Here is a 26,324-nt window from a genome sequence, read left to right on the forward strand (position 1 = left end):
TGGAGGAACCACGATGTTCAACGCCTTCGAGGAACTCTTCTCCCCGGGCCGCAGGCACACGCAGGACGAGCAGAACCGGCTGGAACTCACGCGTGAGGACGTCGGCGACGGGGACCCCGGGCGGGGGCCGATAGACCTGTCGTCGGGGAAGGTCACGATGTGGGCGCCTCGCGCGGAGGAGCCGGACGCGTCTTCAGAGGGCGACGACGCGGGTGACGACGACACGGAGACGGGCTGACGGCCCCGCCCCCTCAGCTCACCTCCAGCTCCAGAATCCGGTCGTCCCCGTCCCGCACCACACCCCGCCCGTCCGTATTGCTCGTCGTCACCCACAGCTTGTTCTCCCCGGCGGAGACCACGGTTCGCAACCGCCCGTACTCCTTCCCCAGGAACGCCTGCGGTTCGGCGGAAGCCTCGGTGCCGTTCAGCGGGATGCGCCACAGTCGCTGACCCCGGAGCCCGGCCATCCAGATGGACCCCTCGGCGTACGCGATCCCGCTGGGGGAGGCGTCGGCGGTGGACCACTGGGCGAGGGGGCTGCGGTACTTGGCGTCGGTCGACCTGCCCTCCGCCTCGGGCCAGCCGTAGTTGCCGCCGGGGGCGATCGCGTTGAGCTCGTCCCACGTGTTCTGCCCGAACTCGGCGGCGAAGAGGCGTTGCCGGGAGTCCCAGGCGAGGCCCTGGACGTTGCGGTGGCCGTAGGAGTAGACGGGGGAGTCGGGGAAGGGGTTGCCGGGGGCGGGCTCGCCCTCGGGGGTGAGGCGGAGGATCTTGCCGCCGAGGGAGTCGAGGTTCTGGGCGAGCCCCGTGTCGCCGGATTCCCCCGTGCCCGCGTACAGCATCCCGTCGGGGCCGAACGCGATGCGCCCGCCGTTGTGGATACGCCCCTTGGGGATGCCCTTGAACACCGTGTCGGGAGCCCCGAGCCGCTGCCCCGCGGGCCTGCGCTCGTCGTACCGCATCCGGACGATGCGGTTGTCGGACTCGGAGGTGAAGTACGCGTACACCATCCGGTCGGAGGCGAACTGGGGCGACAGCGCGAGCCCCAGCAGCCCCCCTTCGCCGTCGGGCGAGACCCCGGGCACCTCACCCACCTCGGCCGGGGCCCCGGCCCCGACCAGCGTGATCGTCCCCTCGTCCCGTGACCCGACAAGCAGTCCCCCGCCGGGGATCGCGGCGACACCCCAGGGCGACTTCAGCCCCTCGGCGACGGTCCGCACCACCCGCACGGACCCCTTCGCGGGCGGCGGTACCACCTCGCCTTGAGGCGACGGACTCCCGGCAGAAGAAGCCCCACTGGACGCCGCACCCTCAGGTTCTCGCGAATCAGAGTCCCCCGAAGAACACCCGGCCCCCAGCAACAGCACCCCCACAGCCACCCCGGCCACCACACCGCGACGTCCCACGACCCCGACCCCTTCCACCCGCCGACCTCTGCCTGTCATACGAGCCGGACGCCCCACGAGTTCCCGCTCCACCGCAGCAGATCCCACCCGCCTCAGTCCCACGACCCCAACGCCCGGGGCAGCGTGGCAACTTCGGCGAGATCCTCCGCCGTCAACCGCACCTCGGCGGCCCCCGCGTTCTCGGTGACCCAACGTTCCTGCTTGGCCCCCGGCAGAGCGATCACGTGCCGCCCCTGAGCCAGCACCCAGGCGAGCGCGACCTGCGCGACGGTCGCCCCGTGGCGCGCGGCGACGCGGCGCAGCCCGGCGACGATCGGCTGGTTCGCGGCCATCATCTCGGCGGTGAAGCGAGGGTGGCGGGCCCGCATGTCGTCGGGCTCGAAGCCCTGCCCCGGCGTGAGCGTGCCGGTGAGGTACCCGTTCCCGAGGGGCATCGCGGCGAGGAAGGTGATGTTGCGGGAGGCGCACCAGGGCAGGAGGGAGGCGAGCGCCTCGGGGGACCAGACGGACAGTTCCGCCTGGACGGCGGCGACGGGGAACACCTGCTGGACGCGCGTCAACTGATGGAGGGTCGGCTCGTGGAGGTGTGCGCCGGAGCGCCGGTGCCCGCGCGCCCCCAGCGCGCACAGCCCGAGCGCCCGCACCTTGCCCGCGCGCACGAGGTCGGCCATGGCGCCCCAGGTCTCCTCGACGGGCACCTCGGGGTCGGCGCGGTGGAGCTGGTAGAGGTCGATGACGTCGGTCTGGAGCCGCCGCAGGGACGCGTCGCAGGCGCGACGGACGTACCCGGGACGGCCGTTGGCGACGATGTGCTGATCGCCGGCCAGCAGCCCCACCTTCGTGGCGACGAACGCCTCGGAGCGCCGCTCCTTCACGGCCCGCCCTACAAGCAGCTCGTTGGTGAAGGGCCCGTACATGTCGGCGGTGTCCAATAAGGAGGACCCCACGTCCAGCGCCCGGTGCACCGCGCGCGCGGACTCGTCGCCCCGGCGCCGCGATCCGCTGTACCCCCAGCTCATCGGCATGCACCCGAGTCCTACGGCCCCCGCCGAGAGCGCGCCGGCGCCGATCGTCCTGCGCTCCACCTGCCCCTGACCCTCCCTCTCATGAACTCCACAAACCTAACCTCTGCACGCGCGCGTGCCTGACATAACCTCCTGCCCATGACTGACGACACCGCACGTCACAGCGTTCAAGACGTCTGGCTCCCCATCCCGCCGGAGGAGATCGAGGGCCTCCCCGAGGGGCCCAACTACCTTTTCTGGGACGGCGGCCCCGACGGCACCCAGCCCTACCCCGGCGACCCGGCGCGGTGCGCCTTCTACGTCGTGCCGTACATGAAGCGCCAGCCCGTCAAGATCAGCCCGCTGGCCGGGATGCCGGACCTCCGCGTCGTACAGACCCTCACGGCCGGTGTGGACGACATCACGGCACGCCTCGACCTGCTCCCGCCCGGCGTGCAGTTGTGCAATGCGCGCGGGGTGCACGAGACGAGCACCGCCGAACTCGCGCTCACCCTCACGCTCGCCTCCCTGCGCGGCATCCCGGGCTTCGTGCGCGCGCAGGACCGCCAGGAGTGGCAGGGCGGCTTCCACCCCGCCCTCGCGGACCGCACGGTCCTGATCCTCGGCTACGGCGCGATCGGCGCGGCGATCGAGGACCGGCTCACGGCGTTCGAGGTCGCGCGGGTGGTACGGGTCGCGCGCTCCGGGCGCACGACGGAGCGCGGACCGGTGCATTCCATCGAGGAGCTGCCGGAACTGCTTCCGGTCGCGGACGTCGTGATAGTGGTGACGCCGCTCACGGAGAGCACTCGTATGCTCGTCAACAAGCCGTTTCTGGACCGCATGAAGGACGGCTCGCTGTTGGTCAACGTGGCGCGTGGGGCGGTGGTGGACACCACGGCGTTGCTCGCGGAGCTGGAGTCGGGCCGTCTGACGGCCGCGCTGGACGTCACCGATCCCGAGCCGCTGCCCGCCGGGCATCCGCTGTGGAGCGCGCCGGGAGTCTTGATCAGTCCGCACGTCGGCGGTCCGAGCAGCGCTTTCCTGCCGAGGGCCAAGCGACTGCTGGTGGACCAGTTGGTGCGATATGTGAACCAGGAGCCCCTGCGGAACGTGATCCTTACGACGGGCGCGGCAGGTTTGTGATCCGGTTCAGGTACCCTCCGCAGTCCTCCGGACGCGGGGTGTACCGGCATAGTCCCTGGTCGTCACGGAGCGTAGAGAGACTATGTCCCTGAGTGACGAGACTGGTGTATCGTCCCGGACAGGGGCTGCGCCACGCACGATTCGGCGCCGGGGATGGACGTTCACGGATTTGTGAGGGGGGCGACGGGCGATGCACGGCCTACGGGCGAACGATCCGACGCGGCAGGGCCGCCGACGGCGACCCTGGAGCACCGCGCCACGCAGAAACGGCTCGCAAGGCGGTCACACCACCGCACACGGCAACCGGAACAGCGCGTCCCTCGGCACCGACCACCCGCCCCACAGCGGCGACCACCACCGCCCGGGGCCGAAGCAGACCGGGAGGCCCTGGTGAACGCGCCGCCCTCCGCCATGACGACGACGCTCGACGAGATGCTGCGCCCCCACCCCGAACCGGGGACGCCGCCCGCCAGGCCCCCGGCCCCCGAGCGGGCCACCCGGACCCTGATCCACCAACTCCTCATCGCCCTGGTCTGCGCGGGTTACGCCATCGGCTCCGCGCTCGGCTGGGGCGATCGGCAACTCGCCCTCGTCATGGGCGACTTCGGGCTCAGCGCGGCGGCCGGCACCGCGGCTGTGTCCTGCTTCCTGTACGCGCGCAGCCGCCACGTCCGCTTTCGACCGGCCTGGCTGCTGTTCGCCCTCTCCTCCGCGATGGCCTCGCTCGGCAACCTGATCTGGGGCTGGTACGAGGTCGTCCTCGGCGTCCCGGTGCCGAGCCCCAGCTACGCCGACCTGTTCTTCCTGTGCTTCGCCCCGCCCGCCCTCGTCGGCCTCCTCGTGCTGGCGACCAGGCCCGTCTCGAAGGCCGGCTGGGTCTGCCTCGCGCTGGACGCCTGGCTGATCGCCGGCTCGCTGCTCACGCTCTCCTGGAGCCTCGCCCTCGCGCAGGCCGCCAAGTTCGAGGGCACCGGCGTCGCGCACACGGCGCTGTCCCTGGCGTACCCGCTCCTGGACATCGCGCTGGTCAGCATGGTCCTCGTCCTGCACTTCCGCAGGTCCTCGGTGAACCGCACGGCCGTCAACACCGCCGTCGGCGCGCTCGCGCTCACGGTGATGTGCGACGCCCTGTTCACCTCGCCCCTGCTGCACAACGGCTACCGCTCCGGCCAGCTCCTGGACGCGGGCTGGTTCGCCGGCTCCCTCCTGCTGGCGTACGCGCCCTGGGCCGCGACCGGCACCCGCACCGAGGCCCCCGTGAGCCTGTGGGGCGGCGACCCGCGCATCGTCCACGAGCACATCCCGGGCCGCGACCACCGCCACCCGGCGCCGCCGACCCTCGACCGCCCGCGCCCGCGGCCCAGCACACCGCCGCCCGACCGCGCCCCGGCCACCACCCGCCCCATCACGGGCTCGCTGGCCGCCCTCACGCCGTACCTCGCGGCGGCCGTCTGCACCCTGGGCATCCTCTACAACGTCCTCAACGGCCGCAGCGTCGACCGCGTCGTCCTGCTCACCGGAGGCGCCGTCGTCCTCGCCCTCGTCGTCCGCCAGGGCATCATGCTCCTCGACAACGTCAAGCTCACCCAGGAGCTGGCGCAGAAGGAGAACTACTTCCGCTCCCTGGTCCAGGGCTCCAGCGACGTCATCATGATCGCCGCCCCGAGCGGCGCCCTGAAGTACGTCTCCCCGGCCGCCGCGGGCGTGTACGGCCGCCCCGCCGAGGAGATGCACGGCCGCGAACTGGCGCACTTCATCCACCCCGACGACCTCGGCGGCGTCGTCCACGAGGTGCGCCGCTTCCTGGCCACCAGCCCGTACGACGAGCCCACCACCCGCATCGAGTGCCGCTTCCGCTCCGGCGACGGCGGCTGGCTGAACGTGGAGTCCACCGTCAACCGCCACCACGGCGGCCTGATCTTCAACAGCCGCGACGTCACCGAACGCGTCCGGCTCCAGGCCCAGCTCCAGCACAGCGCCGAGCACGACCCGCTCACCGACCTGCCCAACCGCGCCCTGTTCACCAAGCGCGTCCAGCAGGCCCTGTCCGGCCGCCGCAGCTCCGACCGGGGCCACGCCCTGCGCAACACGGCCGTGCTCTTCATCGACCTCGACGGCTTCAAGGCCGTCAACGACACCATCGGCCACGCCGCCGGCGACGACCTCCTGATCCAGGCCGCGCGCCGCCTCCAGGACGCCGTACGCCAGGGCGACACCGCCTCCCGGCTCGGCGGCGACGAGTTCGCGGCGCTCATCATGGGCGACAACTCCCGCGACCGCGGCGCCCGCGAACGGCACATCCTGGAGCTCGCCGACCGCCTCAGGATCGCCCTCTCGCAGCCGTACGCCATCGACGGCAACGACGTGCGCGTCGCCGCCTCCATCGGTGTCGCCTTCGCCGAACCGGGCCTGGGCGCGGGGGAGTTGCTGCGCAACGCCGACCTCGCGATGTACCGCGCGAAGTCCGGCGGCAAGGGCCGCGTCGAGCTGTACCAGCCGCAGATGCAGCAGGACGTGGTGCGCAAGGCGGAGCTGGCGACGCGGCTGCGCGCGGCGCTCAACGACGGCGAGTTCACGCTCGTGCACCAGCCCGTCGTCCGGCTCGCGGACGGCCGGATCTCGTCCGTCGCTGCGCTCGCGCGCTGGCGGTCCTCGCAGGGCGTGCTGTTCACGCCGGCCGAGTTCCTGCGGGTCGCCGAGGACGGCGACCGGACGGCCGAGCTGGCGCAGTGGGTGCTGGCCGAGGCCGTCGAGCGGGCCGCCGAGCGCGCGGCGACCGGGCTGTCCGTGCCGGTGACCGTGCGCACGGACGCGCGGCGGCTCGTCGACCGGTCCTCGCCGCTCGCCTCCGTCGAGGCGCTGCTGACCCGGTACGGGCTGCCCTCCGGGGCGCTCACGGTCGAGCTGGCCGACGCCGATCCGGCGGTGCCGCTGGAGGACCTGGAGCGGCGCCTGAGCGCGCTGCGCCGCCTCGGCGTGCGGATCGTGCTCGACGGCCTCGGCGCGGGCCGTACGGGGCTCACGGCCCTGCGCAGGCTGCCCGTCGACGTCCTCAAGCTGGACCGGGGGCTCGTCGAGGGCGTCGTGGAGTCCGCGCGGCTGCACAAGATCACCGCCGGGGTCCTGCGGATCGCCGCCGACCTGGGGCTCGACACCGTCGCCGAAGGGGTCGACCTGCCCGAACAGGTCGTCGCCCTGCGGGAGATGGGGTGCACGTACGGGCAGGGCACCGCGTTCTCCGGGCCGCTCGACGAGTACCGGCTGCGGCGGGCGCTGACGTCCGGGTGCTATCCGGTTCCGTACGGGCCGGGCGAGCCGGTGCTGGCGGGCGGGGGGCCGGCGCACACGTGACACCCGTGGCCCACATACTGAGACCCCCGTCCCACCCGCTTGACAGTGGATGCGCGTCGGGGGGAGGGTCAATGCCATGCGCACCCGAATTCTCGTACTTGGACAGCGCGTCGGCTGAAGCTGTGGACGCCCGGGACGACCCGGACCTCCCAGCGCACGCACCCGACGCGCTCCCCTCGCTTGCCTTACGGCACGAGGGGTTTTTTGTTGCACGGACGCCTTCCGGGCAGCAGTCGCACTTCGCACGAAACCCGCAAAAAACCCTCAGCATCGAGAAGAGAATGCCGATGACCGAGCAGGCCACCGGGGCCCCGCATCCGCAGCCGCGGCCCCGATCCGGAGGACACTCCACTCCCGTCGAGCATGTGACGGGTGCGCAGTCCCTCGTCCGCTCGCTTGAAGAGGTGGGTGCCGACACGGTCTTCGGTATTCCCGGCGGCACGATCCTGCCGGCGTACGACCCGATGATGGACTCCAAGCGGGTGCGCCACGTCCTGGTCCGCCACGAGCAGGGCGCGGGCCACGCGGCCACCGGCTACGCGCAGGCCACCGGCAAGGTCGGCGTCTGCATGGCGACCAGCGGCCCCGGCGCGACCAACCTGGTGACCCCGATCGCGGACGCGAACATGGACTCGGTGCCGCTCGTGGCGATCACCGGGCAGGTCGTCTCCGCCGCGATCGGCACCGACGCCTTCCAGGAGGCGGACATCGTCGGCATCACGATGCCGATCACCAAGCACAGCTTCCTGGTCACCAAGGCCGAGGACATCCCCCGCACGATCGCGCAGGCGTTCCACATCGCCTCCACCGGGCGTCCAGGACCGGTCCTGGTCGACATCCCCAAGGACATCCTCCAGGCGAAGACCACCTTCTCCTGGCCCCCGGTCATGGACCTGCCCGGCTACCGCCCGGTGACCAAGCCGCACGCCAAGCAGATCCGCGAGGCCGCCAAGCTGATCACCGCCGCCAAGCGCCCCGTCCTGTACGTCGGCGGCGGCGTCATCAAGGCCCAGGCGACGGCCGAGCTGAAGGTCCTCGCCGAGCTGACCGGCGCCCCCGTCGTCACGACGCTGATGGCGCTCGGCTCCTTCCCCGACAGCCACCCCCAGCACCTCGGCATGCCCGGCATGCACGGCGCCGTCGCCGCCGTCACCGCGCTCCAGAAGTCCGACCTGCTCATCACCCTCGGCGCCCGCTTCGACGACCGCGTCACCGGCAAGCTCGACAGCTTCGCGCCGTACGCCAAGATCGTGCACGCCGACATCGACCCGGCGGAGATCGGCAAGAACCGCGCCGCCGACGTCCCGATCGTCGGGGACGCGCGCGAGGTCATCGCCGACCTGATCCAGGCCGTGCAGAAGGAGTACAGCGAGGGGCACCAGGGCGACTACGCGGCCTGGTGGAAGGACCTCAACCGCTGGCGCGACACCTACCCGGTCGGCTACACGCTGCCCGAGGACGGCACGCTCTCCCCCCAGCAGGTCATCGAGCGCATCGGCCAACTCGCCCCCGAGGGCACGATCTTCACCGCCGGCGTCGGCCAGCACCAGATGTGGGCCGCCCACTACATCCAGTACGAGAAGCCGGCCACCTGGCTCAACTCCGGCGGCGCCGGGACCATGGGGTACGCGGTCCCCGCGGCCATGGGCGCCAAGGCGGGCAAGCCCGACCACACCGTCTGGGCGATCGACGGCGACGGCTGCTTCCAGATGACCAACCAGGAACTCACCACCTGCGCCCTGAACAACATCCCGATCAAGGTCGCCATCATCAACAACGGCGCCCTCGGGATGGTCCGCCAGTGGCAGACCCTGTTCTACAACCAGCGCTACTCCAACACCGTCCTGCACTCCGGGCCCGAGGACGTCAACCCCGAGGCGCGCGGCACCCGCATCCCCGACTTCGTGAAGCTGTCCGAAGCCATGGGCTGCCACGCGATCCGCTGCGAGTCCCCGGACGACCTCGACAAGGTCATCGAAGAGGCCAACGCGATCAACGACCGGCCGGTCGTCATCGACTTCATCGTCCACGAGGACGCCATGGTGTGGCCGATGGTCGCCGCCGGCACCTCCAACGACGAGATCATGGCCGCCCTGAACGTCCGCCCCGACTTCGGCGACAACGAAGACGACTGAGAGAAAGCTTCAGCAGAACATGTCCAAGCACACGCTCTCCGTCCTGGTCGAGAACAAGCCCGGCATCCTCGCCCGGATCGCCGCCCTGTTCTCCCGCCGCGGCTTCAACATCGACTCCCTCGCCGTCGGGGTCACCGAACACGCCGACATCTCCCGCATCACCATCGTCGTGAGCGTCGACGCGCTGCCCCTGGAGCAGGTCACCAAGCAGCTCAACAAGCTCGTCGAGGTCCTCAAGATCGTCGAACTGGAGCCCGCACAGGCCGTCCACCGCGAACTCGTTCTGGTGAAGGTCCGCGCGGACAACGAGACCCGCTCCCAGATCGTCGAGATCGTCCAGCTCTTCCGCGCCAAGACCGTCGACGTCTCCCCGGAGGCCGTCACCATCGAGGCCACCGGCGGCACCGACAAGCTCACCGCCATGCTGAAGATGCTGGAGCCCTTCGGCATCAAGGAACTCGTCCAGTCCGGCACGATCGCCATCGGCCGCGGCTCCCGCTCCATCACGGACCGCTCGCTGCGCGCCCTCGACCGCAGCGCGTAATCCGTATACCGAGACCCCGATTCTTCCCCCCACCCCGCCGTCATACGGTGGGGTGGGACGCAACACCTGCACTCAAGGAGAGAACCCACAGTGGCCGAGCTGTTCTACGACGCCGACGCCGACCTGTCCATCATCCAGGGCCGCAAGGTCGCGGTCATCGGCTACGGCAGCCAGGGCCACGCCCACGCGCTGTCCCTGCGCGACTCGGGCGTGGACGTCCGCGTCGGGCTGCACGAGGGCTCCAAGTCCAAGGCCAAGGCCGAGGAGCAGGGCCTGCGCGTGGTGACCCCGGCCGAGGCCGCCGCCGAGGCCGACCTCATCATGATCCTGATCCCGGACCCGATCCAGGCCAAGGTCTACGAGGAGTCCATCGCCCCGAACCTGAAGGACGGCGACGCGCTGTTCTTCGCGCACGGCTTCAACATCCGCTTCGGCTTCATCAAGGCCCCCGCCGGTGTCGACGTCGCGCTCGTCGCCCCCAAGGGCCCCGGCCACCTCGTCCGCCGCCAGTACGAGGAAGGCCGCGGCGTCCCCGCGATCGCCGCCGTCGAGCAGGACGCGACCGGAGGCGCCTTCGAGCTGGCCCTCTCCTACGCGAAGGCCATCGGCGGCACCCGCGCCGGCGTCATCAAGACCACCTTCACCGAGGAGACCGAGACCGACCTGTTCGGTGAGCAGGCCGTCCTCTGCGGCGGTACGTCCGCCCTGGTCAAGGCCGGTTTCGAGACGCTGGTCGAGGCCGGCTACCAGCCCGAGATCGCCTACTTCGAGTGCCTCCACGAGCTGAAGCTCATCGTCGACCTCATGTACGAGGGCGGCCTGGAGAAGATGCGCTGGTCCGTCTCCGAGACCGCCGAGTGGGGCGACTACGTCACCGGCCCCCGCATCATCACCGACGCCACCAAGGCCGAGATGAAGCAGGTCCTCGCCGAGATCCAGGACGGCACCTTCGCCCAGAACTGGATGGACGAGTACCACGGCGGCCTCAAGAAGTACGACGAGTACAAGACCGCCGACTCCGAGCACCTCCTGGAGACCACCGGCAAGCAGCTGCGCAAGCTGATGAGCTGGGTCAACGAAGAGGCGTGAGCCGTCGCGGACGGGGCCGGTACGACACGTATCGGCCCCGTCCGCACACCCCTGCCGGGAGACGCCCACAGAGCCGTCTGTGCCGGGCGTCCGTAATTCGCGCGAGACGTCTACGACACCTCCCCGCGCCATTACACTGCTGCACAACACGCGTCAGGCCCACAGCGTCGTGCGTCTTCCGCGGTAGCCCCTCCTCCGCCGCGGCCGTCGGGACGGCCGTCCGCGCATTGGACCTGTGAGGACTCACGTGAGCTCGAAACCTGTCGTACTCATCGCTGAAGAGCTGTCGCCCGCGACCGTGGACGCGCTTGGCCCTGACTTCGAGATCCGGCACTGCAACGGAGCGGACCGAGCCGAACTGCTCCCCGCCATCGCCGATGTCGACGCGATCCTGATCCGCTCCGCCACCAAGGTGGACGCCGAGGCCGTCGCCGCGGCGAGCAAGCTGAAGGTCGTCGCGCGAGCCGGCGTCGGCCTCGACAACGTCGACGTGTCCGCCGCGACCAAGGCCGGCGTGATGGTCGTCAACGCGCCGACCTCCAACATCGTCACCGCCGCCGAGCTGGCCTGTGGGCTGCTGCTCGCCACCGCGCGGCACATTCCGCAGGCCAACGCCGCGCTCAAGAACGGCGAGTGGAAGCGGAGCAAGTACACCGGCGTCGAGCTGGCCGAGAAGACGCTGGGCGTCGTGGGCCTGGGCCGCATCGGCGCGCTCGTCGCCCAGCGGATGTCCGCGTTCGGCATGAAGGTCGTCGCCTACGACCCGTACATCCAGCCCGCCCGCGCCGCGCAGATGGGCGTCAAGGTCCTCTCGCTGGACGAGCTGCTCGAAGTCTCCGACTTCATCACCGTCCACCTGCCCAAGACCCCCGAGACCGTCGGCCTCATCGGTGACGAGGCGCTGCGCAAGGTCAAGCCGACGGTGCGCATCGTCAACGCGGCGCGCGGCGGGATCGTGGACGAGGAGGCGCTGTACTCGGCGCTGAAGGAAGGCCGCGTCGCCGGGGCCGGTCTCGACGTCTACGCCAAGGAGCCGTGCACCGACTCCCCCCTGTTCGAGTTCGACCAGGTCATCAGCACGCCCCACCTCGGTGCCTCCACCGACGAGGCCCAGGAGAAGGCGGGCATCGCCGTCGCGAAGTCGGTACGCCTGGCTCTCGCCGGTGAGCTCGTGCCCGACGCGGTCAACGTCCAGGGCGGCGTCATCGCCGAGGACGTGAAGCCGGGGCTGCCGCTCGCCGAGCGGCTCGGGCGGATCTTCACCGCCCTCGCCGGTGAGGTCGCGGTCCGCCTCGACGTCGAGGTGTACGGCGAGATCACGCAGCACGATGTGAAGGTGCTGGAGCTGTCGGCTCTGAAGGGTGTCTTCGAGGACGTCGTCGACGAGACGGTCTCCTACGTCAACGCGCCCCTGTTCGCCCAGGAGCGCGGTGTCGAGGTCCGGCTCACGACCTCCTCCGAGTCCGCGGACCACCGCAACGTCGTGACCGTCCGCGGCACGCTCTCCGACGGCGAGGAGGTGTCGGTCTCCGGCACGCTGGCCGGGACGAAGAACGTGCAGAAGATCGTCGCGGTGGGCGAGTACGACGTGGACCTCGCCGTCGCCGATCACCTGGTCGTCCTGCGGTACGAGGACCGGCCCGGTGTCGTCGGTACGGTGGGCCGCATCTTCGGTGAGGCGGGGATCAACATCGCGGGGATGCAGGTCGCGCGGTCTGCCGCCGGCGGGGAGGCGTTGGCCGTGCTGACGGTGGACGAGGCGGTTGCGGCGGGCGTTCTGACGGAGGTGGCCGCGGAGATCGGGGCGACGTCGGCGCGTGCGGTGAACCTGGTCTAGGGCTGAGGCCGGCTGGGGGCTCCGCCCCCAGACCCCCGGCCTATGCCCACCCGCCGCCCGTTTACGGTTAGTTGATGGGTGGACGCAGAAAAGCCCTCGGGGCGGACCGAGTTATCTCGGTCCGCCCCGATGCGTTGTGCGGGTGCGGGTCTGTTGTGGCTGGTCGCGCAGTTCCCCGCGCCCCTGGGGGGTGGGTGTGGGGGCTTCTAGCTTGGCTGGTGCCCTTTGGTGCGACGCGGCGTCTCCTGGTCAACGCGGGCGAGGGCGAAGGCGCAGGGCTTCCCGTTTGGCTGGTGCCCTTTGGTGCGGCGCGAGGTTGGTGCCTTATCGGTGCGACGAACCGGCGTTCCCTGGCCAACTCGGGGCGGCTGCCGTTCTTTTAGGGGCGCGGGGTTGTATCGATTTGCGGCTCCGCCGCGTGGGCGCGATCAGCCACGACGGCGCAGCAGCAAGCCACCCACCGAAGCCCCCACCAACACCACCGCCCCCGCAATCGCCGCCCCCTGCATACCCGACGTGAACGCCTCCCGCGCCGTCTCCGCGAGTCCCGGCACCCGGTCCGCCATCGCCAGCGCGCCTCCCAACGTGTCCCGAGCCGCATCCGGAGCCGTCCCCGGCATCTCGTGCCGATAGATGCCCGTACCGATCGACCCCAGCACCGCCATTCCCATCGCACCCCCGAACTCACTCCCCGTCTCCAGCAACGAAGCCGCAGACCCAGCCCGTTCAGCCGGCGCAGCCCCCACCGCGAGGTCCGTCATGGGAGCCATCACGGCGACGATCCCGGACGACAGGACACCGCACGCCGCGAGGACGAGCCACAGGGAATCCGTACCGGCGAGTGCGAGCATCGCGTAACCGCACGCCGCGACCAGGAACCCGGCGGTCACCACGTACGCCCGGTCAACGCCCTTGTGGACGAGGGACGTTGCCAGGGGGGCGGTGACCCCGATCGGTACCGCCGGGAGCAGGGCCCACAGCGATGCCTCCAACGCGCTCTTGCCGAGGACCGATTGAAGGTACTGCGTGGTGAAGAACGCGGACCCCATCATCCCGAACGCGGCGACGAGGTTGAGCCCGAGGGCCACCCCGAACCCCCGCCTCTTGAACAAGGACGGCGAGATCATGGGGTGTTGGGCAAGCCGCTGACGCCGGACGAACAGCACCGCGAAGACGAGCCCGACCGCGATGGAGAGCAGGTACTCGCCCCGTACCCCCTCGGAGGGAATCTCCTTGAGCCCGTAGACGACGGGCAGCACGGCCCCCATGGACAGCGGAACGCTCACCCAGTCGAAGGCACCCGGCGAGGGATCGCGGGACTCGGGCAGCAGCACCGGCCCGAGGACCAGCAGCAGGGCCATGGCGGGGAGGTTGACGAGGAAGACGGACCCCCACCAGAAGTACTGCACGAGCACCCCGCTCATGACGGACCCGAGCGCGACCCCGGCGGTCATGACGGTGGACCACAGCCCGATGGCCTTGGCCCGCTGGGCGGGGTCCGTGAACATGGTCCGCACGAGGGCCATGGTGGACGGCATGAGCGTGGCCCCGCCGACACCGAGCAGGGCCCGCGCGGCGATGAGCGTCTCGGCGGAGTGCGCGTACGCGGCGAGCAGCGAGGCCACCCCGAAGGCGACGGCCCCGACGAGCAGCAGCTTCCGCCGCCCGATCCGGTCCCCGAGCGACCCCATGGTCATCAGCAGCCCGGCGAGCACGAACGCGTAGATGTCGAAGATCCACAGTTGCTGCGTCCCGCTGGGTTCGAGGTCCGCGCTGATCGCGGGGACGGCGAAGTAGAGGACGGACACATCCATGGAGACCAGCAGCAGCGGAAGCATCAGCACGGCGAGTGCGGTCCACTCACGCCGTCCGGCACGGGTCACATGCGTTGTCGAGTACGTCATGCCGAGAAACATACAGACGTCTTAAACGTTTGTATAGAACGCTTGTATAAGACATGCGTCTGGGACGTTCGTATGAACCCGCGCTAGACTGCCCCCATGGGTCACCGTGAAGATCTGCTCGAAGGAGCCAAGCGCTGCCTCCTGACGAAGGGCTTCGTCAGGACGACAGCCCGCGACATCGTCAAGGAGTCGGGAACGAACCTCGCGTCGATCGGCTACCACTACGGCTCGAAGGACGCGCTCCTCGCACAGGCGTACGTCGGCCTGGTCGAGGGCATGTCGGACGCGTTCGAGGGCCCCGAACTCACCAGCCCCCCGGGCTCGTTGGAGCGTTTCGAGGAGGTGTGGACGAACGTCGTCGCGACGATGAAGGAGCCCGCCTCGCTGTGGAGCCTCAGCATGGAGATCGTGGTCATGGGTGACCAACTCCCGCAGGTGAGGGACGAGTTGGCGAAAGCCCAGCGCGAGGGTTCACGCGGCTTCGTCGCACTGCTCGCCGGCGTCCCGGAGGCGGACGTCACGGACGACACGGCCGACACCCTCGGCGCGTTCTACACGACCCTGATGCTGGGCCTGATCGCGCAGTGGAGGTTCGATCCCAAGTCCGCCCCGGACGGCAAGGAGTTGACGGAGGGCCTGCGCCGCCTCATGGCAGCAGCCGACCCGAAGTGACCCGCCCGTCCCGCATCTCGACGACCCGATCGGCGAAGTGCCGTACGACAGACCGGTCATGACAGATGAACAGGTACCCGAGCCCCAGCTCGTCCCGCAGATCGGCGAGCAGGTTCAGCACCCCGGCCCGCACGGACGGATCGAGCGCCGACACGGGTTCGTCGAGGACGAGCAGCCGGGGCTCGGACGCCAACGCCCGCGCGATGCCGACGCGTTGGCACTGCCCGCCGGACAGCTCGTGCGGACGCCGGTCCGCGTACGACAGGTCGAGACCGACCCGGTCGAGCAGCTCGGCGACCCTCGCCGGACCCGCCACCGGGTCCCACCGCCCCTGCACCTTCAGCGGCTCGGCGACGGCGTCCCGGACCCGGTGCCGGGGGCTCAGCGAACCGTAGGGGTCCTGGAACACGGGCTGCATACGAGGCCGTACGGCACGCAGCTCGCGCTCCGGCAGCCCGGTCAACTCCTGCCCCTCGAACCAGACTTCCCCCGAGTCCGGGCGGCGCAGCAGCAGTACGGCCAGCGCGGTCGACGACTTCCCGCACCCGCTCGGCCCGTCCAGCGCGAGGGTCTCGCCGGCGCTCAGCGAGAAGGACACCCGGTCCACGGCGGTCGCGGAACCGTACCGGACGACGAGGTCACGGACGTCGAGAAGGTACTCGCTCACACGCGCTCCCAGTGATGGCAGGCGACCGTCCGCCCGTCGGCCTCCCGAGGTTCGGGTTCCGTCACCCGGCACACCTCGGTCACGAACGAACAGCGCGGCGCGAACGCGCACCCCGCCGAAACCGCCCCCGGCAACGGGGGGTTGCCGGCGAGCACGGGCAGCCGCTTCGGCCCGCCCGGACGCGGCAGCGAGGCCAGCAGCCCGGCCGTGTACGGCGCACGCGGCGCCCCGAGTACCCGTTCGGCGGGCCCGAGTTCGACCACCCGCCCCGCGTACATCACCAGCACCCGGTCCGCGTGCCGCCGTACCGACTCCACGTCGTGCGTCACCAGCACCAGCGCGGACGCCTGGGCCCGCAGCAGCGCCAGCACCTGTTCGCGCCGCTCCTCGTCCAGCGCGGTCGTCGGCTCGTCCGCGACCAGGATCTCCGGCTCGTTGACGGTCGCCATCGCGACGACCGCCCGCTGCCGCATCCCGCCGGAGTACTCGTGCGGATACGCCCGCGCCTTCCGTGCGGCGTCCGGAATCCCGACCCGCTCCAGCGCGGCGACGGCCAGCGCCCGCGCCTCGGTCCGAGACACGCGCCGCACCGACCGTACGGCGGCGGCGAGTTGATCGCCGACGGGGTGCACGGGGGAGAGCGCGGACAACGCGTCCTGAGGAACCAGCGCGATACGCCGCCCCCGCTGACCCGACAAGTCCGGCTCCACGGCGCCGCCTCGCACCGCCTCCCTCGGCAGCATCCCGAGCAGCGCGCGGGCGGTGAGCGACTTCCCGGCCCCCGACTCGCCCACGATCGCGAGGACTTCACCGGCCCGGACGTCGAAGGAGACGCCCCGGACGGCTTCGACGCCGGAGAAGGAGACGCGGAGGTCACGGACGGAGAGGAGGGGAGCATCTGTCTGCTCGCTCCTCAACTCCCCTTCGGCTCGCACCACTTCGTCACGCTGCAAGAGACACTTCCTTCTTCGCCTTCCGACGCTCCCGCCCCTCCACGAAAGCCGCTCCCGACACCGCGAGCCCCGCCAGCACGGCCAGCGCCACCGCGGGAGCCAGCGCCGCCCAGGGAGCCCGCTCCACATAAGCCCGCGACTCGTCGAGCAGCAACCCCCACTCGGGCGCCGGAGGCTGAGCCCCGAGCCCCAGGAACCCGAGCGACGCCAGCGCCAGCGCGATCCCCGGCAGCCGCAGCAAGGCGTGCCGGGCGACCGGCCCCGCCACCGTGGGCAGCACATGCCGGGTGAGAATCCACAACGGCGTCGCCCCGATGGCCCGTTGAGCCGTCAGGAACGCCGAAGCCCGCACCTCCTGCACCAGCGCGGCCGTATGCGCGGCAAGAGCGGGCCACGACACCAGCGCAACGGCCAAGGCGGCGCCCCCGGTTCCCGGCCCGGTCGCCGCGACGACCAGAATCCCCACGATGACCGGCGGCAACGCGTTCGCGATGTCCGCAGCCCCCTCGGCGACGCCGGGCAGGAACCCGAGCGCGAGCCCGACGACCAGCCCCAGCAGGCAGACGGCGGCGGCGGTCCCGACCGTCGTGGCCGCGCCGTGCCCGAGCCGCGCGAGCACATCCCGCCCCAGCCCGTCCGTCCCGAGGGGATGCCCCCAACTCGGCGCGGAAAGCCGCTCGTCGGTGTGCACGGAGTACGGATCGCGCAGCACCCCCCACCCCACGGCCCCCGCGAGCACCGCGAACAACACCACCGGCACGGCCACCGGCACCCGCACCGGCCGGGGCGGCGGCAACGTCAGCGACGCGTCCCGCAGCGCGGGCCCCAGCAACCGGCGCCGCACCAGCGCCGACAGCGCCCCGATGACGAGCCCGAGCAGCAGCAGGGCCAGCACCGAGCCCTGGAGCAGCGGCAGGTCCTGCGACTTGGCCGCGCCGAGCGCCGTACGCCCGATGCCGGGGACCGCGAAGACGGTCTCCACGGCGACCGCGCCGCCCGTCAGGCCGACGGCGACCATCCCGAACTGCGGGACGAGCGGCGGCAGTACGCGCCGCAGCGCCGCCCCGGCGACCCGCGTACGGCTCACCCCGGCGCCCCGCCACAGCTCGACCCACCGCTCGTCGAGCACGGAGGGCAGCGCGTCCGCGACGAGCCGCCCCAGCAGGCCACCGGCGGGCACGCCGAGCGCAACTGCGGGCAGGATCATGTGCGTCGGTCCCTCCCAGCCGGACGTGGGGAGCCAGCCGAACCACACCCCGAACACCAGCAGCCCGACCGTCGCGAGCAGGAACTCCGGTACGGCCGCCAGCATCGCGGCCCCGGCCCCCGCCGAACCCCGCCCGCGCACCAGTACCGGCGCGACGATCAGCGCGGCCAGCAGCACGGCGACGAAGAGGGCCGCGCCCATCAGGGCCAGCGAGACCTGGAGCCCGGCGGTGACCGACGGGAGGACGTCCGTGCCGGAGACCCAGGACGTGCCGAGGTCGCCGCGCAGCAGGTCGGAGGCCCAACTCCCCAGCAGGGAAAGGGGACCGGCGTCCAGACCGAGGTCCCGCCGGATCGAGTCCAGCGCTTCCTTCGTCGGCTCCTGCTCCGCCGAGCGTGCCCGCAGGACGGTCAGCGCGGGGTCGTTCCCGGAGAGCCAGGGGAGCAGTCCGACGGCGGCAACGACCGCCAGAAGACCGAGAGTTCGGGTCGACCCGGCCGAACTCGGCCTCAAGAACGACCTCATGAACCCACGTACGTCGAAGCCGTGACCAGCTCCCGCTCCCGGGGATCGTGCGCCGCGTCCACCACCCCGGCCGCGTCCCCCTGGATCACCCGCTCGTGCAGCATCGGCACCGCCGCGTCGGTCGCCAGCACGGCCGCCTCCCCGGCGATGATCGCGGCCCGCCGCGCCGCACCGGTCGGCTGGGCGCCCGCCTTCTTCAACGCGGCGTCCACGGAAGGGTCCTTGAGCTGGGCGATGTTGAACGAGCCGTCCGACGCGAAGTCGCTGTACAGGTACGCCACCGGGTCCCCGGAGTCGAGGACGGTCGCCCGCGAGAGGATGAACGCGTCGAACTTCCCGGCCAGCGCGTCCGCTTCGATCGCCGAGTACTCGCGCACCTCCAGCCGCACCTTGAACCCGGCCTTCTGGAGCTGCTGTTGGAGCGCGGCGGCCACCTCGGGCAGCTCGGCGCGGTCGGTGAACGTGCCGATGGTGATGCTGGTGCCCTTCGGCTGACCGGCGGCGGCCCGCGTCACCGGCTTGCGCAGCCCGGCGGCCCACGGGAGCGCGGGGCCGAGCAGCCCCTTCGCGACGTCCGCGCGGCCCTCGTACACGCCCTTCACGATCGACTCGGCGTCGATGGCCTGCCGGGCGGCGGCCCGCAGCGAGGCGTCCTTGAAGGGGCCCGAAGAGGTGTTCAGGTAAAGGGTGTTGGTGCGGGGCATCGGGACTTCGGTGATCAGCTTCTTGTCGAGCAGCGCGGCCTGCGACACCGGTACCGCCTCGACGATGTCCGCCTCGCCGCTGCGCAGGGCGGCGGCCCGGGCGGTGCCGTCGGGCACGAACTTCACGTCGATACCGGGGGACTTGGCCTTGGGGCCCCAGTAGCCGTCGTAGCGGTCGAGGGTCGCGGACGAAGTGCCGTTCACGGCAACCAACTTGAAGGGGCCGGTGCCCGCGCCGACCGGGTTCACCGTCTTTCCGGTGTACGCCTTCGCCGCGAGGATCGACAGCTGGGGGGAGCTGAGGCGCTGGGGGAGGAGGGGGTCCTCGTCGGCGGTCGTGACGACCACGTTGTCACCGGACGCCTTCACCGTCAGCTCGACGCCGTCCAGGATGCGGGGCTTGGGGGCGGCGGTGGCGGCTCTCGCCAGGGACCTCACGACGGCGTCGGCGTCCAGCTCCGTACCGTCGTGGAAGGTGACGCCGCCGCGCAGGGCGAACGTCCAACTCTTCCCGGACCGCGTCCACTTGGTCGCCAGCGCGGGCTGGGCGTCCCCGTTCGCGTTCAGCTTCACCAGCGTCTCCGCCGTGGACCAGCGCGACAGTTTGAACGCGTCGTCCGACAGCGGCGACAGGCCCGAGCGGGGCGGCTGCATCATCGCGACGCGGACACGCTTCCCGCCGTCCCCGCTCGCACCGGACGACCCCGTGAAGCAGCCCGACACGAGCAGCGTCGAGGCCGCCGTGAGGGCGGTGGCGGGTATGAGACGGCGAGCGGGCAGGCGCACGGAGCCCTCCGGGTAAAAGGGTGGTCAAGGCATGGTTGACCAGACCGTAGCACGATGACAATCGTTTTCAACAGCCGCCCTCTCGCCGTCTCCGGGAGCCCGGATGATCAGGCCGTCCGGATGATCAGACCGTGAGCACGACCTTGCCCCGCAGATGACCACCGTCGAGCAGCCGGTGCGCGTCGGCGACGCGCTCGAACGGGAACGTCTCCTGCACGTGGACCCGGAGCTTGCCCTGTTCGACGAGGTCGACGAGTCCGCGCAGGGCGAGCAGATCCGGGCCGACCGCGATGCCGCTGAAGCGCATGCCGGCCGCCTCGTACGCGGCGATGAGCTCCCGGTCCTCCTCGGTGACCGCCGTCACCAGATGACCCCCCGGGCGGAGCACGCCGAGGGACCGCGCGGCGGTGTCGCCGCCGATCGTGTCGAGCACGACGTCGATGTCGCGGACCTTCTCGGTGAAGTCGACCGCCGTGTAGTCGATCACCTCGTCGGCGCCGAGCCCCTCGACGAACGTCCGCTTGCTCCCGCCGGCCGTCGTGATCACGTACGCGCCGCGTGCTTTCGCGATCTGGATCGCCACGTGGCCGACCCCGCCGCCACCGCCGTGGACCAGGACGCGGTCGCCCTCGCCCACCCCGGCGAGGTCGACGAGCCCCTGCCACGCCGTCAGCCCGACGGCCGGCAGCGCCGCCGCCTCGACGTGCGAGAGCGACGCCGGCTTGCGGGCCAGGTGCAGCGCCGGTGCCGACACGGCCTCGGCGTACGCGCGCGCGGCCTGCGGGAACATCGGCAGCCCGAACACCTCGTCACCGGGCCTGAACCGCCAGGTCCCCGGCGCCTGTTCGACCACGCCGCTGATGTCCCAGCCGAGAACGAACGGCGGGCTGCCGAGCAGCGGGAACTCGCTGGCGCGCAGACGCGCCTCCAGCGGGTTCAGCCCGATCGCCTTGACCCGGACGAGGACCTCGGCTCGCAGGGGCCGGGGCTCGGGCGCGTCCACGACGGTGAGCACCTCGGGACCGCCGAGCGTCTGCTGGGTGATGACTCGCATGACTCTCCTGTGCTTCGAAAGCGCTGGAAGTTCGGGGGGAGAACCCAGGCTAGGTTTCCGACAGGAACCGCCAAGTACCTGAGAGCGCGGGTACCTTGGGCGCCATGAGCGGTTTCGGTTGCGGCGGTTCCTTCCTCGCCGACTGTCCGGCGCGTCTGGCGGTCGAGCTGATCGCCGACAAGTGGACGGCGGTCGTGCTCTACGGCCTCAGCGAAGGCCCGGTGCGCCACGGCGAGTTGATCGAGCTGATCGGCGGCATCTCCCGCAAAGTGCTCACCCAGACGCTCCGACGGCTCGAAGCACACGGACTCGTCCACCGGCACGCCTACGCCGAGGCTCCGCCCCGCGTCGAGTACGAACTCACCCCGCTCGGGGCGACGTTGATCGAGCCGATCCACATGCTGACCGAGTGGGCGAGGGCGAACGGCGAGGCGGTGCTCGACGCACTCGACGCCACTCCCGAACCGGCCGCTCACAGCAACTGAGACACCCGCCGGGCGCCACCGCTCAGAGCCGCGCCCCCTTCAACGCCATGTGCAGCAACAGCCGGTCCTCTCCGTCGTCCAGATCCAGCCCTGTCAGCTGCTCCACCCGCGACAGCCGGTAGTACAGCGTCTGCCGGTGGATGCCGAGCGCCGCCGCCGTGCGGCCCGCCTGCCCCGCGCAGTCCAGGTACACCTCGGCGGTCCGCGCCAGTTCGCGGTGGGCGGGGGAGAGGAGGGGGGTGACGGCGGGGTCGGCGGCGGAGCCCAGCGACGTCAGCAGCCGGTACGCGCCGATCTCGCCCCACCGCGCGACCGGCCCCAGCCGGGGCTCGGCGAGCGCGGCGCGCGCAGCGGCCGACGCCTCCGCCCACGAGACCGCCAGCTCCTCCAGCCCCTCGCGCGACCCGGACACCCCGGCGGCGGCCCCGCCCCCGGCCCGCTCCAGCAACCGCGCACCGACATCGACGCCGGGGACGGGCCGCAGCAGAACGGCGAGCGCATCTCCGTACGGCGCCGCCGCGCGCTGGGCCGGGCCCGCTCCGTACGACGCTGAACCTGTCCCGCGTTGAGCCGACCCAGTCCCGTACGGCGCCGACCCCGCCCCGTGCTGACCCGCCCCCGCAGAGGCACCCGTCGCCTCACCGCCCCGCCCCGTCCCGCCACCCGACCGTGCCCCGCCACTCGACCCCGTCCCGCCACCCCACCTGCCCCCGCCACCACCCCACTTCACCCCGCACAACGCCACCGCCCCCGGCACCATCCGCACCGACGGCACCTCCCCCGCCCCCCACGGCGCCACGCACACCACCACATGCGCCCCCTCCGCCCGCGCCCCCAACCCCGTCCGCAGCTCCGCCACCGCCATCTCCCGCTGCCACCCCGCGTCCGCCTCCAGCACCCCCCGCAGCTCCCGGCTCAGATCCGCCCCGTGCTGCGCCTCGTCCCCGAGCAGGACCCCGATCCGTGCCGTCACCTCCATGGCCGCCGCCAGCCGGGCGTCGTCGAGGGCGGCGGAGTCGAGGAGCCAGACGTAGCCGAGGACGACGCCGCGATGGCGTACGGGGAGACAGATCCGGCCCCGGTAGACCCCCGCCTCGGGGGTCGGCGGGATGCGGACGGGGCCGGTCGCGCGGGTGATGCCGAACCCCTCGAACCACTCCCGCACGGTGGCCGTCGAGCGCCGCGTGAGGATCGAGCGCGCGCGGACCGGGTCGAGCGCGGACGCGTCCAGCTCGGCCTCGCTGTCGTACACGCCGAACGCGATCAGCTCGAAGTCCCGGCTCTCCAGGGTCGCGGGGACGCCGAGGAGGCCGGAGATCTCGTCCACGAGGTCCTGGTAGGTCGGGGTCACCCGGCCATTCTGCGCCACGGGGAGCCGTCGTTCATACATCTGTCTGAGATCCCCGCCACGGATGCGTGACACCTGTCGATGGCCCACGATCGGAGAGATCCCTAGGTTCACGGTGACTTGGTGCTTTATGTCTGTGGAGGTGCCCGTGCTGGGTCCCGTGATACTCGCCGCCTCGCGCAGCGACCGGATGCGCCGCCTGATCTCGGCGGCCCCGGTGACCAGGCAGGTCGTCGACCGCTTCATCCCCGGCGAGACGGTCGACGACGTCGTGCCGATCGTCACCGACCTCACCGCGAAGGGCCTCGAACTCACCCTCGACGTCGTCGGCGAGGACATCACGACGCCCGAGCAGGCGACGGCCGCCCGCGACGCCTACCTCCAGCTCCTGGAGCGCCTCGGCGAACTCGGGCTCGGAGAGAAGGCGGAGGTCTCCGTCAAGCTGTCGATGTTCGGCCAGGCGCTCGGCAACGGCCATGAAACCGCTTACAGAAACGTCCGCCGGGTCGTCGAGGCCGCCGACGCGATCGGTACGACGGTGACGCTGGACGCCGAGGACCACACCACCCTGGACTCGATGTTCGCGATCCACACCGACCTGCGCCGCGACTTCCCCAAGACCGGCTGCGTCATCCAGGCGTACCTCTTCCGCACCGAGACCGACGCCCACCGCCTCGCCGCGAGCGGCAGCCGGGTCCGGCTGGTGAAGGGCGCGTACAAGGAGCCCGCCGAGGTCGCCTACCAGCAGAAACACGAGATCGACAAGGCGTACGTCCGGATCCTGCGCACCCTGATGGACGGCGACTGCTACCCCATGGTCGGCTCCCACGACCCCCGCCTGATCTCCATCGCCCAGGAACTCGCCCACCGCGCCCACCGCAAGCCGGACGAGTACGAGTTCCAGATGCTGTACGGCATCCGCAGCGACGAACACCTCCGGCTGGCGGCGGAGGGGCACCGGATGCGGGTGTACACGGCGTACGGGACGGACTGGTACGGCTACTTCATGCGCAGGCTGGCGGAGAAGCCGGCGAACCTGCGCTTCTTCGCACGCTCCACGCTCACCAAGCACTGATATCTACAAGGGAGTTGTCCATGGACGCTGTGACCCAGGTCCCCACCCCCGTCAACGAGCCGGTGCGCGGCTACGCCCCCGGCTCTCCCGAACGGGCCCGGCTGGAAGCCAAGTTGAAGGAGCTGGCCGAGAACCCGGTCGACCTGCCGTGCACGATCGGCGGCGAGAAGCGGCTCGGCGGCGGGGACGCCTTCGAGGTCGTCCAGCCCCACAACCACCGTGCCGTACTGGGCACTTACCGAAACGCCACCCAGCAGGACGCCCGCGATGCGATCGACGCGGCCCTCGCCGCCGCCCCTGCCTGGCGGGCGATGGCCTTCGACGACCGTGCCGCGATCATCCTGCGTGCCGCCGAACTCCTCGCCGGGCCCTGGCGGGAGACGATCGCCGCGTCGACGATGCTCGGCCAGTCGAAGACGGTCCAGCAGGCCGAGATCGACACGCCCTGCGAACTGGTCGACTTCTGGCGCTTCAACGTCCACTACGCCCGCCAGATCCTCGCCGAGCAGCCCCCGGCGAACTCCCCGGGCGTCTGGAACCGCCTCGACCACCGCCCCCTCGAAGGGTTCGTCTACGCGATCACCCCCTTCAACTTCACCGCGATCGCGGGGAACTTGCCGACCGCGCCCGCCCTGATGGGCAACGTCGTCGTGTGGAAGCCGTCCCCGACGCAGACCCACGCGGCCGTCCTGCTCATGCAGTTGCTGGAGGAGGCCGGTCTCCCCAAGGGTGTCATCAACCTCGTCACCGGCGATGGCATCGCCGTCTCCGAAGTCGCCCTGGAGCACCGCGACTTGGCGGGCATCCACTTCACCGGCTCGACCAAGACCTTCCAGTACCTGTGGAAGACGGTCGGCGCCAACATCGAGAAGTACCGCGCCTACCCGCGCCTCGTCGGCGAGACCGGCGGCAAGGACTTCGTCGTCGCCCACCCCAGCGCCGACCGCGCGGTCCTCAAGACGGCGCTGACACGCGGCTCGTTCGAGTACCAGGGCCAGAAGTGCAGCGCGACGTCCCGCGCGTACATCCCGGCGTCCATCTGGAACGACGGTTTCCGCGAGGAGTTCGCCGCCGAGGTCGACGGCATCACCATGGGCGACGTCACCGACCTGTCCCACTTCATCGGCGCGGTCATCGACGAGCGGGCCTTCGCCAAGAACAAGGCCGCGATCGACCGCGCGAAGACGGACCCGGCGTGCACGATCGTCGCGGGCGGCACGTACGACGACTCGGTGGGCTGGTTCGTCCGCCCGACGGTTGTCGAGTGCACCGACCCGGACAACGAGGTGTTCCGCACCGAGTACTTCGGCCCGTTCCTCGCGGTGCACGTGTACGAGGACGACGCGTACGACGCGATGCTCGACCAGATGGAGTCGGTGTCCGACTACGCGCTCACCGGCTCCGTCATCGCCGGTGACCGCGCCGCGGCGGCCCACACCATGGCCAAACTCCGGTACGCCGCCGGGAACTTCTACATCAACGACAAGTCCACCGGCGCGGTCGTCGGCCAGCAGCCCTTCGGCGGGGGGCGCGCCTCCGGCACCGACGACAAGGCCGGCGCCCCCCAGAACCTCATGCGCTGGACCCTGACCAGGGCCATCAAGGAGACGCTGGTCGCGCCGACGGACTACACGTATCCGCACATGGGATGACAATCGACCCGGGGTGCGTGCTACCGTCACGCACCCCGGGCCCCGACGGCACGCGTGGTGGACCAACTCTGCGGGAAGGCACACGAGATGAGCCCGGAGCCGGTGTCCACAGTCCTCTTCGACCTCGGCGACGTCCTCTTCCGCGACCCGTGGGAGACCCTCCTGCTCACCGAACGCACCGGCCTCGCGGACCGCTTGGGCCTCGACCGCGCCAAAGTCACCGAGACGGGCCGCAAGTTGTGGCACCGCTTCAGCCTGAGCGAGACCTCCGAGCAGGACTACTGGAAGGCCCTCTCCCGCCGCCTCGGCCAGCCGGTCTCCCCGTTCCTCATAAGGGAGTTGGAGGAGGAACTGCTCGTCGTGAACCCCTCGGCCGAGACCATGCTGTCCACCGCGGCCCCGGGCCACCGCGTCGGCATCGTCTCCAACAACACGACGTTCTGGTACGCGAAACAGTCCGGCCGCCTCCGCCTCGACAAGTGGATCGACCCCGACCTCGTGTTCCTGTCCTGCCGCGAGGGAGTCTCCAAAGGCACGCCGGGAGAGGGCCTGTTCGAGCGGGCGGCGACCCAGGTCGACCCGGCGACGACCCTGGTCATAGAGGACCGCCCCCGCAATGTCGCCCGCGCCGGATCCGCAGGGTTCCGCACCCTGACGTACTCGTTCTCGGCCTCGTCCGGCGTGATCCCCGCAGACTTGCTGGACACCATCAGGGGAACCGCGTAACCGCAGGTCAGGGGCGTGCCGTCTCAGATAGTAGGAAGTCCGAGTAACTGTGCA

21 protein-coding genes are annotated in these 26,324 nt (G+C 71.1%); 12 read left to right on the plus strand and 9 right to left on the minus strand.

What is annotated here, in order from left to right:
* The first annotated feature begins 13 nt into the window (after positions 1 to 13).
* On the plus strand, positions 14 to 238 hold the full coding sequence (locus J8M50_RS34100; RefSeq protein WP_010356893.1) for a DUF6191 domain-containing protein: 225 nt from the start codon (positions 14 to 16) through the stop codon (positions 236 to 238).
* 13 nt (positions 239 to 251) lie between these two features.
* Here the strand turns inward: J8M50_RS34100 and J8M50_RS34105 are convergent, their stop codons facing one another.
* Together J8M50_RS34105 and J8M50_RS34110 are read right to left on the minus strand one after the other, a co-directional pair.
* The gene (locus J8M50_RS34105; protein WP_075661134.1) at positions 252 to 1,445 is read right to left on the minus strand and encodes a PQQ-dependent sugar dehydrogenase; all 1,194 of its coding nucleotides are present in this window, start codon (positions 1,443 to 1,445) and stop codon (positions 252 to 254) included.
* 53 nt (positions 1,446 to 1,498) lie between these two features.
* A complete protein-coding gene (locus J8M50_RS34110) occupies positions 1,499 to 2,491 on the minus strand; it encodes an aldo/keto reductase (protein ID WP_010356895.1) in 993 nt (330 codons plus the stop codon).
* A 78-nt stretch (positions 2,492 to 2,569) separates the two neighbouring features.
* On the opposite strand from J8M50_RS34110, the gene J8M50_RS34115 reads away from it, so the two are divergent.
* The 6 genes from J8M50_RS34115 to serA all read left to right on the plus strand — a co-directional run bounded on the left by J8M50_RS34115 (position 2,570) and on the right by serA (position 12,512).
* On the plus strand, positions 2,570 to 3,556 hold the full coding sequence (locus J8M50_RS34115) for a 2-hydroxyacid dehydrogenase (RefSeq protein WP_010356896.1): 987 nt from the start codon (positions 2,570 to 2,572) through the stop codon (positions 3,554 to 3,556).
* A 390-nt stretch (positions 3,557 to 3,946) separates the two neighbouring features.
* Entirely contained in the window at positions 3,947 to 6,907 is a 2,961-nt protein-coding gene (locus J8M50_RS34120; protein ID WP_010356897.1) for a putative bifunctional diguanylate cyclase/phosphodiesterase, read from the plus strand.
* Positions 6,908 to 7,194: 287 nt separating this feature from the next.
* Entirely contained in the window at positions 7,195 to 9,042 is a 1,848-nt protein-coding gene (locus J8M50_RS34125; protein ID WP_029184266.1) for an acetolactate synthase large subunit, read from the plus strand.
* 19 nt (positions 9,043 to 9,061) lie between these two features.
* A complete protein-coding gene (gene ilvN / locus J8M50_RS34130) occupies positions 9,062 to 9,586 on the plus strand; it encodes an acetolactate synthase small subunit (RefSeq protein WP_010356899.1) in 525 nt (174 codons plus the stop codon).
* 90 nt (positions 9,587 to 9,676) lie between these two features.
* The gene (gene ilvC / locus J8M50_RS34135; RefSeq protein ID WP_010356900.1) at positions 9,677 to 10,675 is read left to right on the plus strand and encodes a ketol-acid reductoisomerase; all 999 of its coding nucleotides are present in this window, start codon (positions 9,677 to 9,679) and stop codon (positions 10,673 to 10,675) included.
* 247 nt (positions 10,676 to 10,922) lie between these two features.
* Entirely contained in the window at positions 10,923 to 12,512 is a 1,590-nt protein-coding gene (serA, locus tag J8M50_RS34140) for a phosphoglycerate dehydrogenase (RefSeq protein ID WP_010356902.1), read from the plus strand.
* 428 nt (positions 12,513 to 12,940) lie between these two features.
* On the opposite strand, the gene J8M50_RS34145 is transcribed toward serA, so the two are convergent.
* A complete protein-coding gene (locus J8M50_RS34145; RefSeq protein ID WP_050987332.1) occupies positions 12,941 to 14,416 on the minus strand; it encodes an MFS transporter in 1,476 nt (491 codons plus the stop codon).
* A 96-nt stretch (positions 14,417 to 14,512) separates the two neighbouring features.
* Here J8M50_RS34145 and J8M50_RS34150 point away from each other — a divergent pair, with 96 nt between their 5' ends.
* Positions 14,513 to 15,088: a TetR/AcrR family transcriptional regulator gene (locus J8M50_RS34150; protein WP_010356904.1), complete on the plus strand. Its 576-nt coding sequence runs from the start codon at positions 14,513 to 14,515 to the stop codon at positions 15,086 to 15,088.
* Here J8M50_RS34150 and J8M50_RS34155 read toward each other — a convergent pair.
* The 5 genes from J8M50_RS34155 to J8M50_RS34175 form a co-directional block, all read right to left on the minus strand.
* Complete coding sequence (locus J8M50_RS34155) at positions 15,063 to 15,755, minus strand: ATP-binding cassette domain-containing protein (protein WP_010356905.1); 693 nt, start codon at positions 15,753 to 15,755, stop codon at positions 15,063 to 15,065. The genes J8M50_RS34150 and J8M50_RS34155 overlap by 26 nt on opposite strands.
* On the minus strand, positions 15,752 to 16,708 hold the full coding sequence (locus tag J8M50_RS34160; protein WP_010356906.1) for an ABC transporter ATP-binding protein: 957 nt from the start codon (positions 16,706 to 16,708) through the stop codon (positions 15,752 to 15,754). The genes J8M50_RS34155 and J8M50_RS34160 overlap by 4 nt, the downstream gene beginning before the upstream one ends.
* Positions 16,698 to 18,440, minus strand: a complete 1,743-nt coding sequence (locus J8M50_RS34165; protein WP_040837526.1) for an ABC transporter permease subunit — start codon at positions 18,438 to 18,440, stop codon at positions 16,698 to 16,700. Before J8M50_RS34165 ends, J8M50_RS34160 begins: the two co-directional genes overlap by 11 nt.
* Positions 18,437 to 19,930: an ABC transporter substrate-binding protein gene (locus J8M50_RS34170; protein WP_010356908.1), complete on the minus strand. Its 1,494-nt coding sequence runs from the start codon at positions 19,928 to 19,930 to the stop codon at positions 18,437 to 18,439. The genes J8M50_RS34165 and J8M50_RS34170 overlap by 4 nt, the downstream gene beginning before the upstream one ends.
* Positions 19,931 to 20,054: 124 nt before the next feature.
* Positions 20,055 to 20,984, minus strand: coding sequence for an NADP-dependent oxidoreductase (locus J8M50_RS34175; RefSeq protein ID WP_010356909.1), 930 nt, complete (start codon positions 20,982 to 20,984; stop codon positions 20,055 to 20,057).
* A gap of 104 nt (positions 20,985 to 21,088) precedes the next feature.
* On the opposite strand from J8M50_RS34175, the gene J8M50_RS34180 reads away from it, so the two are divergent.
* A complete protein-coding gene (locus tag J8M50_RS34180) occupies positions 21,089 to 21,469 on the plus strand; it encodes a winged helix-turn-helix transcriptional regulator (RefSeq protein ID WP_010356910.1) in 381 nt (126 codons plus the stop codon).
* Between the two features lie 22 nt (positions 21,470 to 21,491).
* Here J8M50_RS34180 and J8M50_RS34185 read toward each other — a convergent pair whose 3' ends face one another.
* Complete coding sequence (locus J8M50_RS34185) at positions 21,492 to 22,859, minus strand: PucR family transcriptional regulator (protein ID WP_223786370.1); 1,368 nt, start codon at positions 22,857 to 22,859, stop codon at positions 21,492 to 21,494.
* A 106-nt stretch (positions 22,860 to 22,965) separates the two neighbouring features.
* On the opposite strand from J8M50_RS34185, the gene J8M50_RS34190 reads away from it, so the two are divergent.
* The 3 genes from J8M50_RS34190 to J8M50_RS34200 all read left to right on the plus strand — a co-directional run bounded on the left by J8M50_RS34190 (position 22,966) and on the right by J8M50_RS34200 (position 26,270).
* Entirely contained in the window at positions 22,966 to 23,892 is a 927-nt protein-coding gene (locus tag J8M50_RS34190) for a proline dehydrogenase family protein (RefSeq protein ID WP_010356912.1), read from the plus strand.
* A gap of 20 nt (positions 23,893 to 23,912) precedes the next feature.
* Positions 23,913 to 25,544 carry an L-glutamate gamma-semialdehyde dehydrogenase gene (gene pruA / locus J8M50_RS34195; RefSeq protein WP_010356913.1) on the plus strand — a complete coding sequence of 544 codons (1,632 nt, stop codon included), beginning with the start codon at positions 23,913 to 23,915 and terminating at the stop codon, positions 25,542 to 25,544.
* A 102-nt stretch (positions 25,545 to 25,646) separates the two neighbouring features.
* Complete coding sequence (locus J8M50_RS34200; protein WP_141655620.1) at positions 25,647 to 26,270, plus strand: HAD family hydrolase; 624 nt, start codon at positions 25,647 to 25,649, stop codon at positions 26,268 to 26,270.
* Positions 26,271 to 26,324: the final 54 nt, after the last annotated feature.

This window comes from Streptomyces acidiscabies, from assembly GCF_020010905.1.
Lineage (GTDB): Bacteria > Actinomycetota > Actinomycetes > Streptomycetales > Streptomycetaceae > Streptomyces > Streptomyces acidiscabies.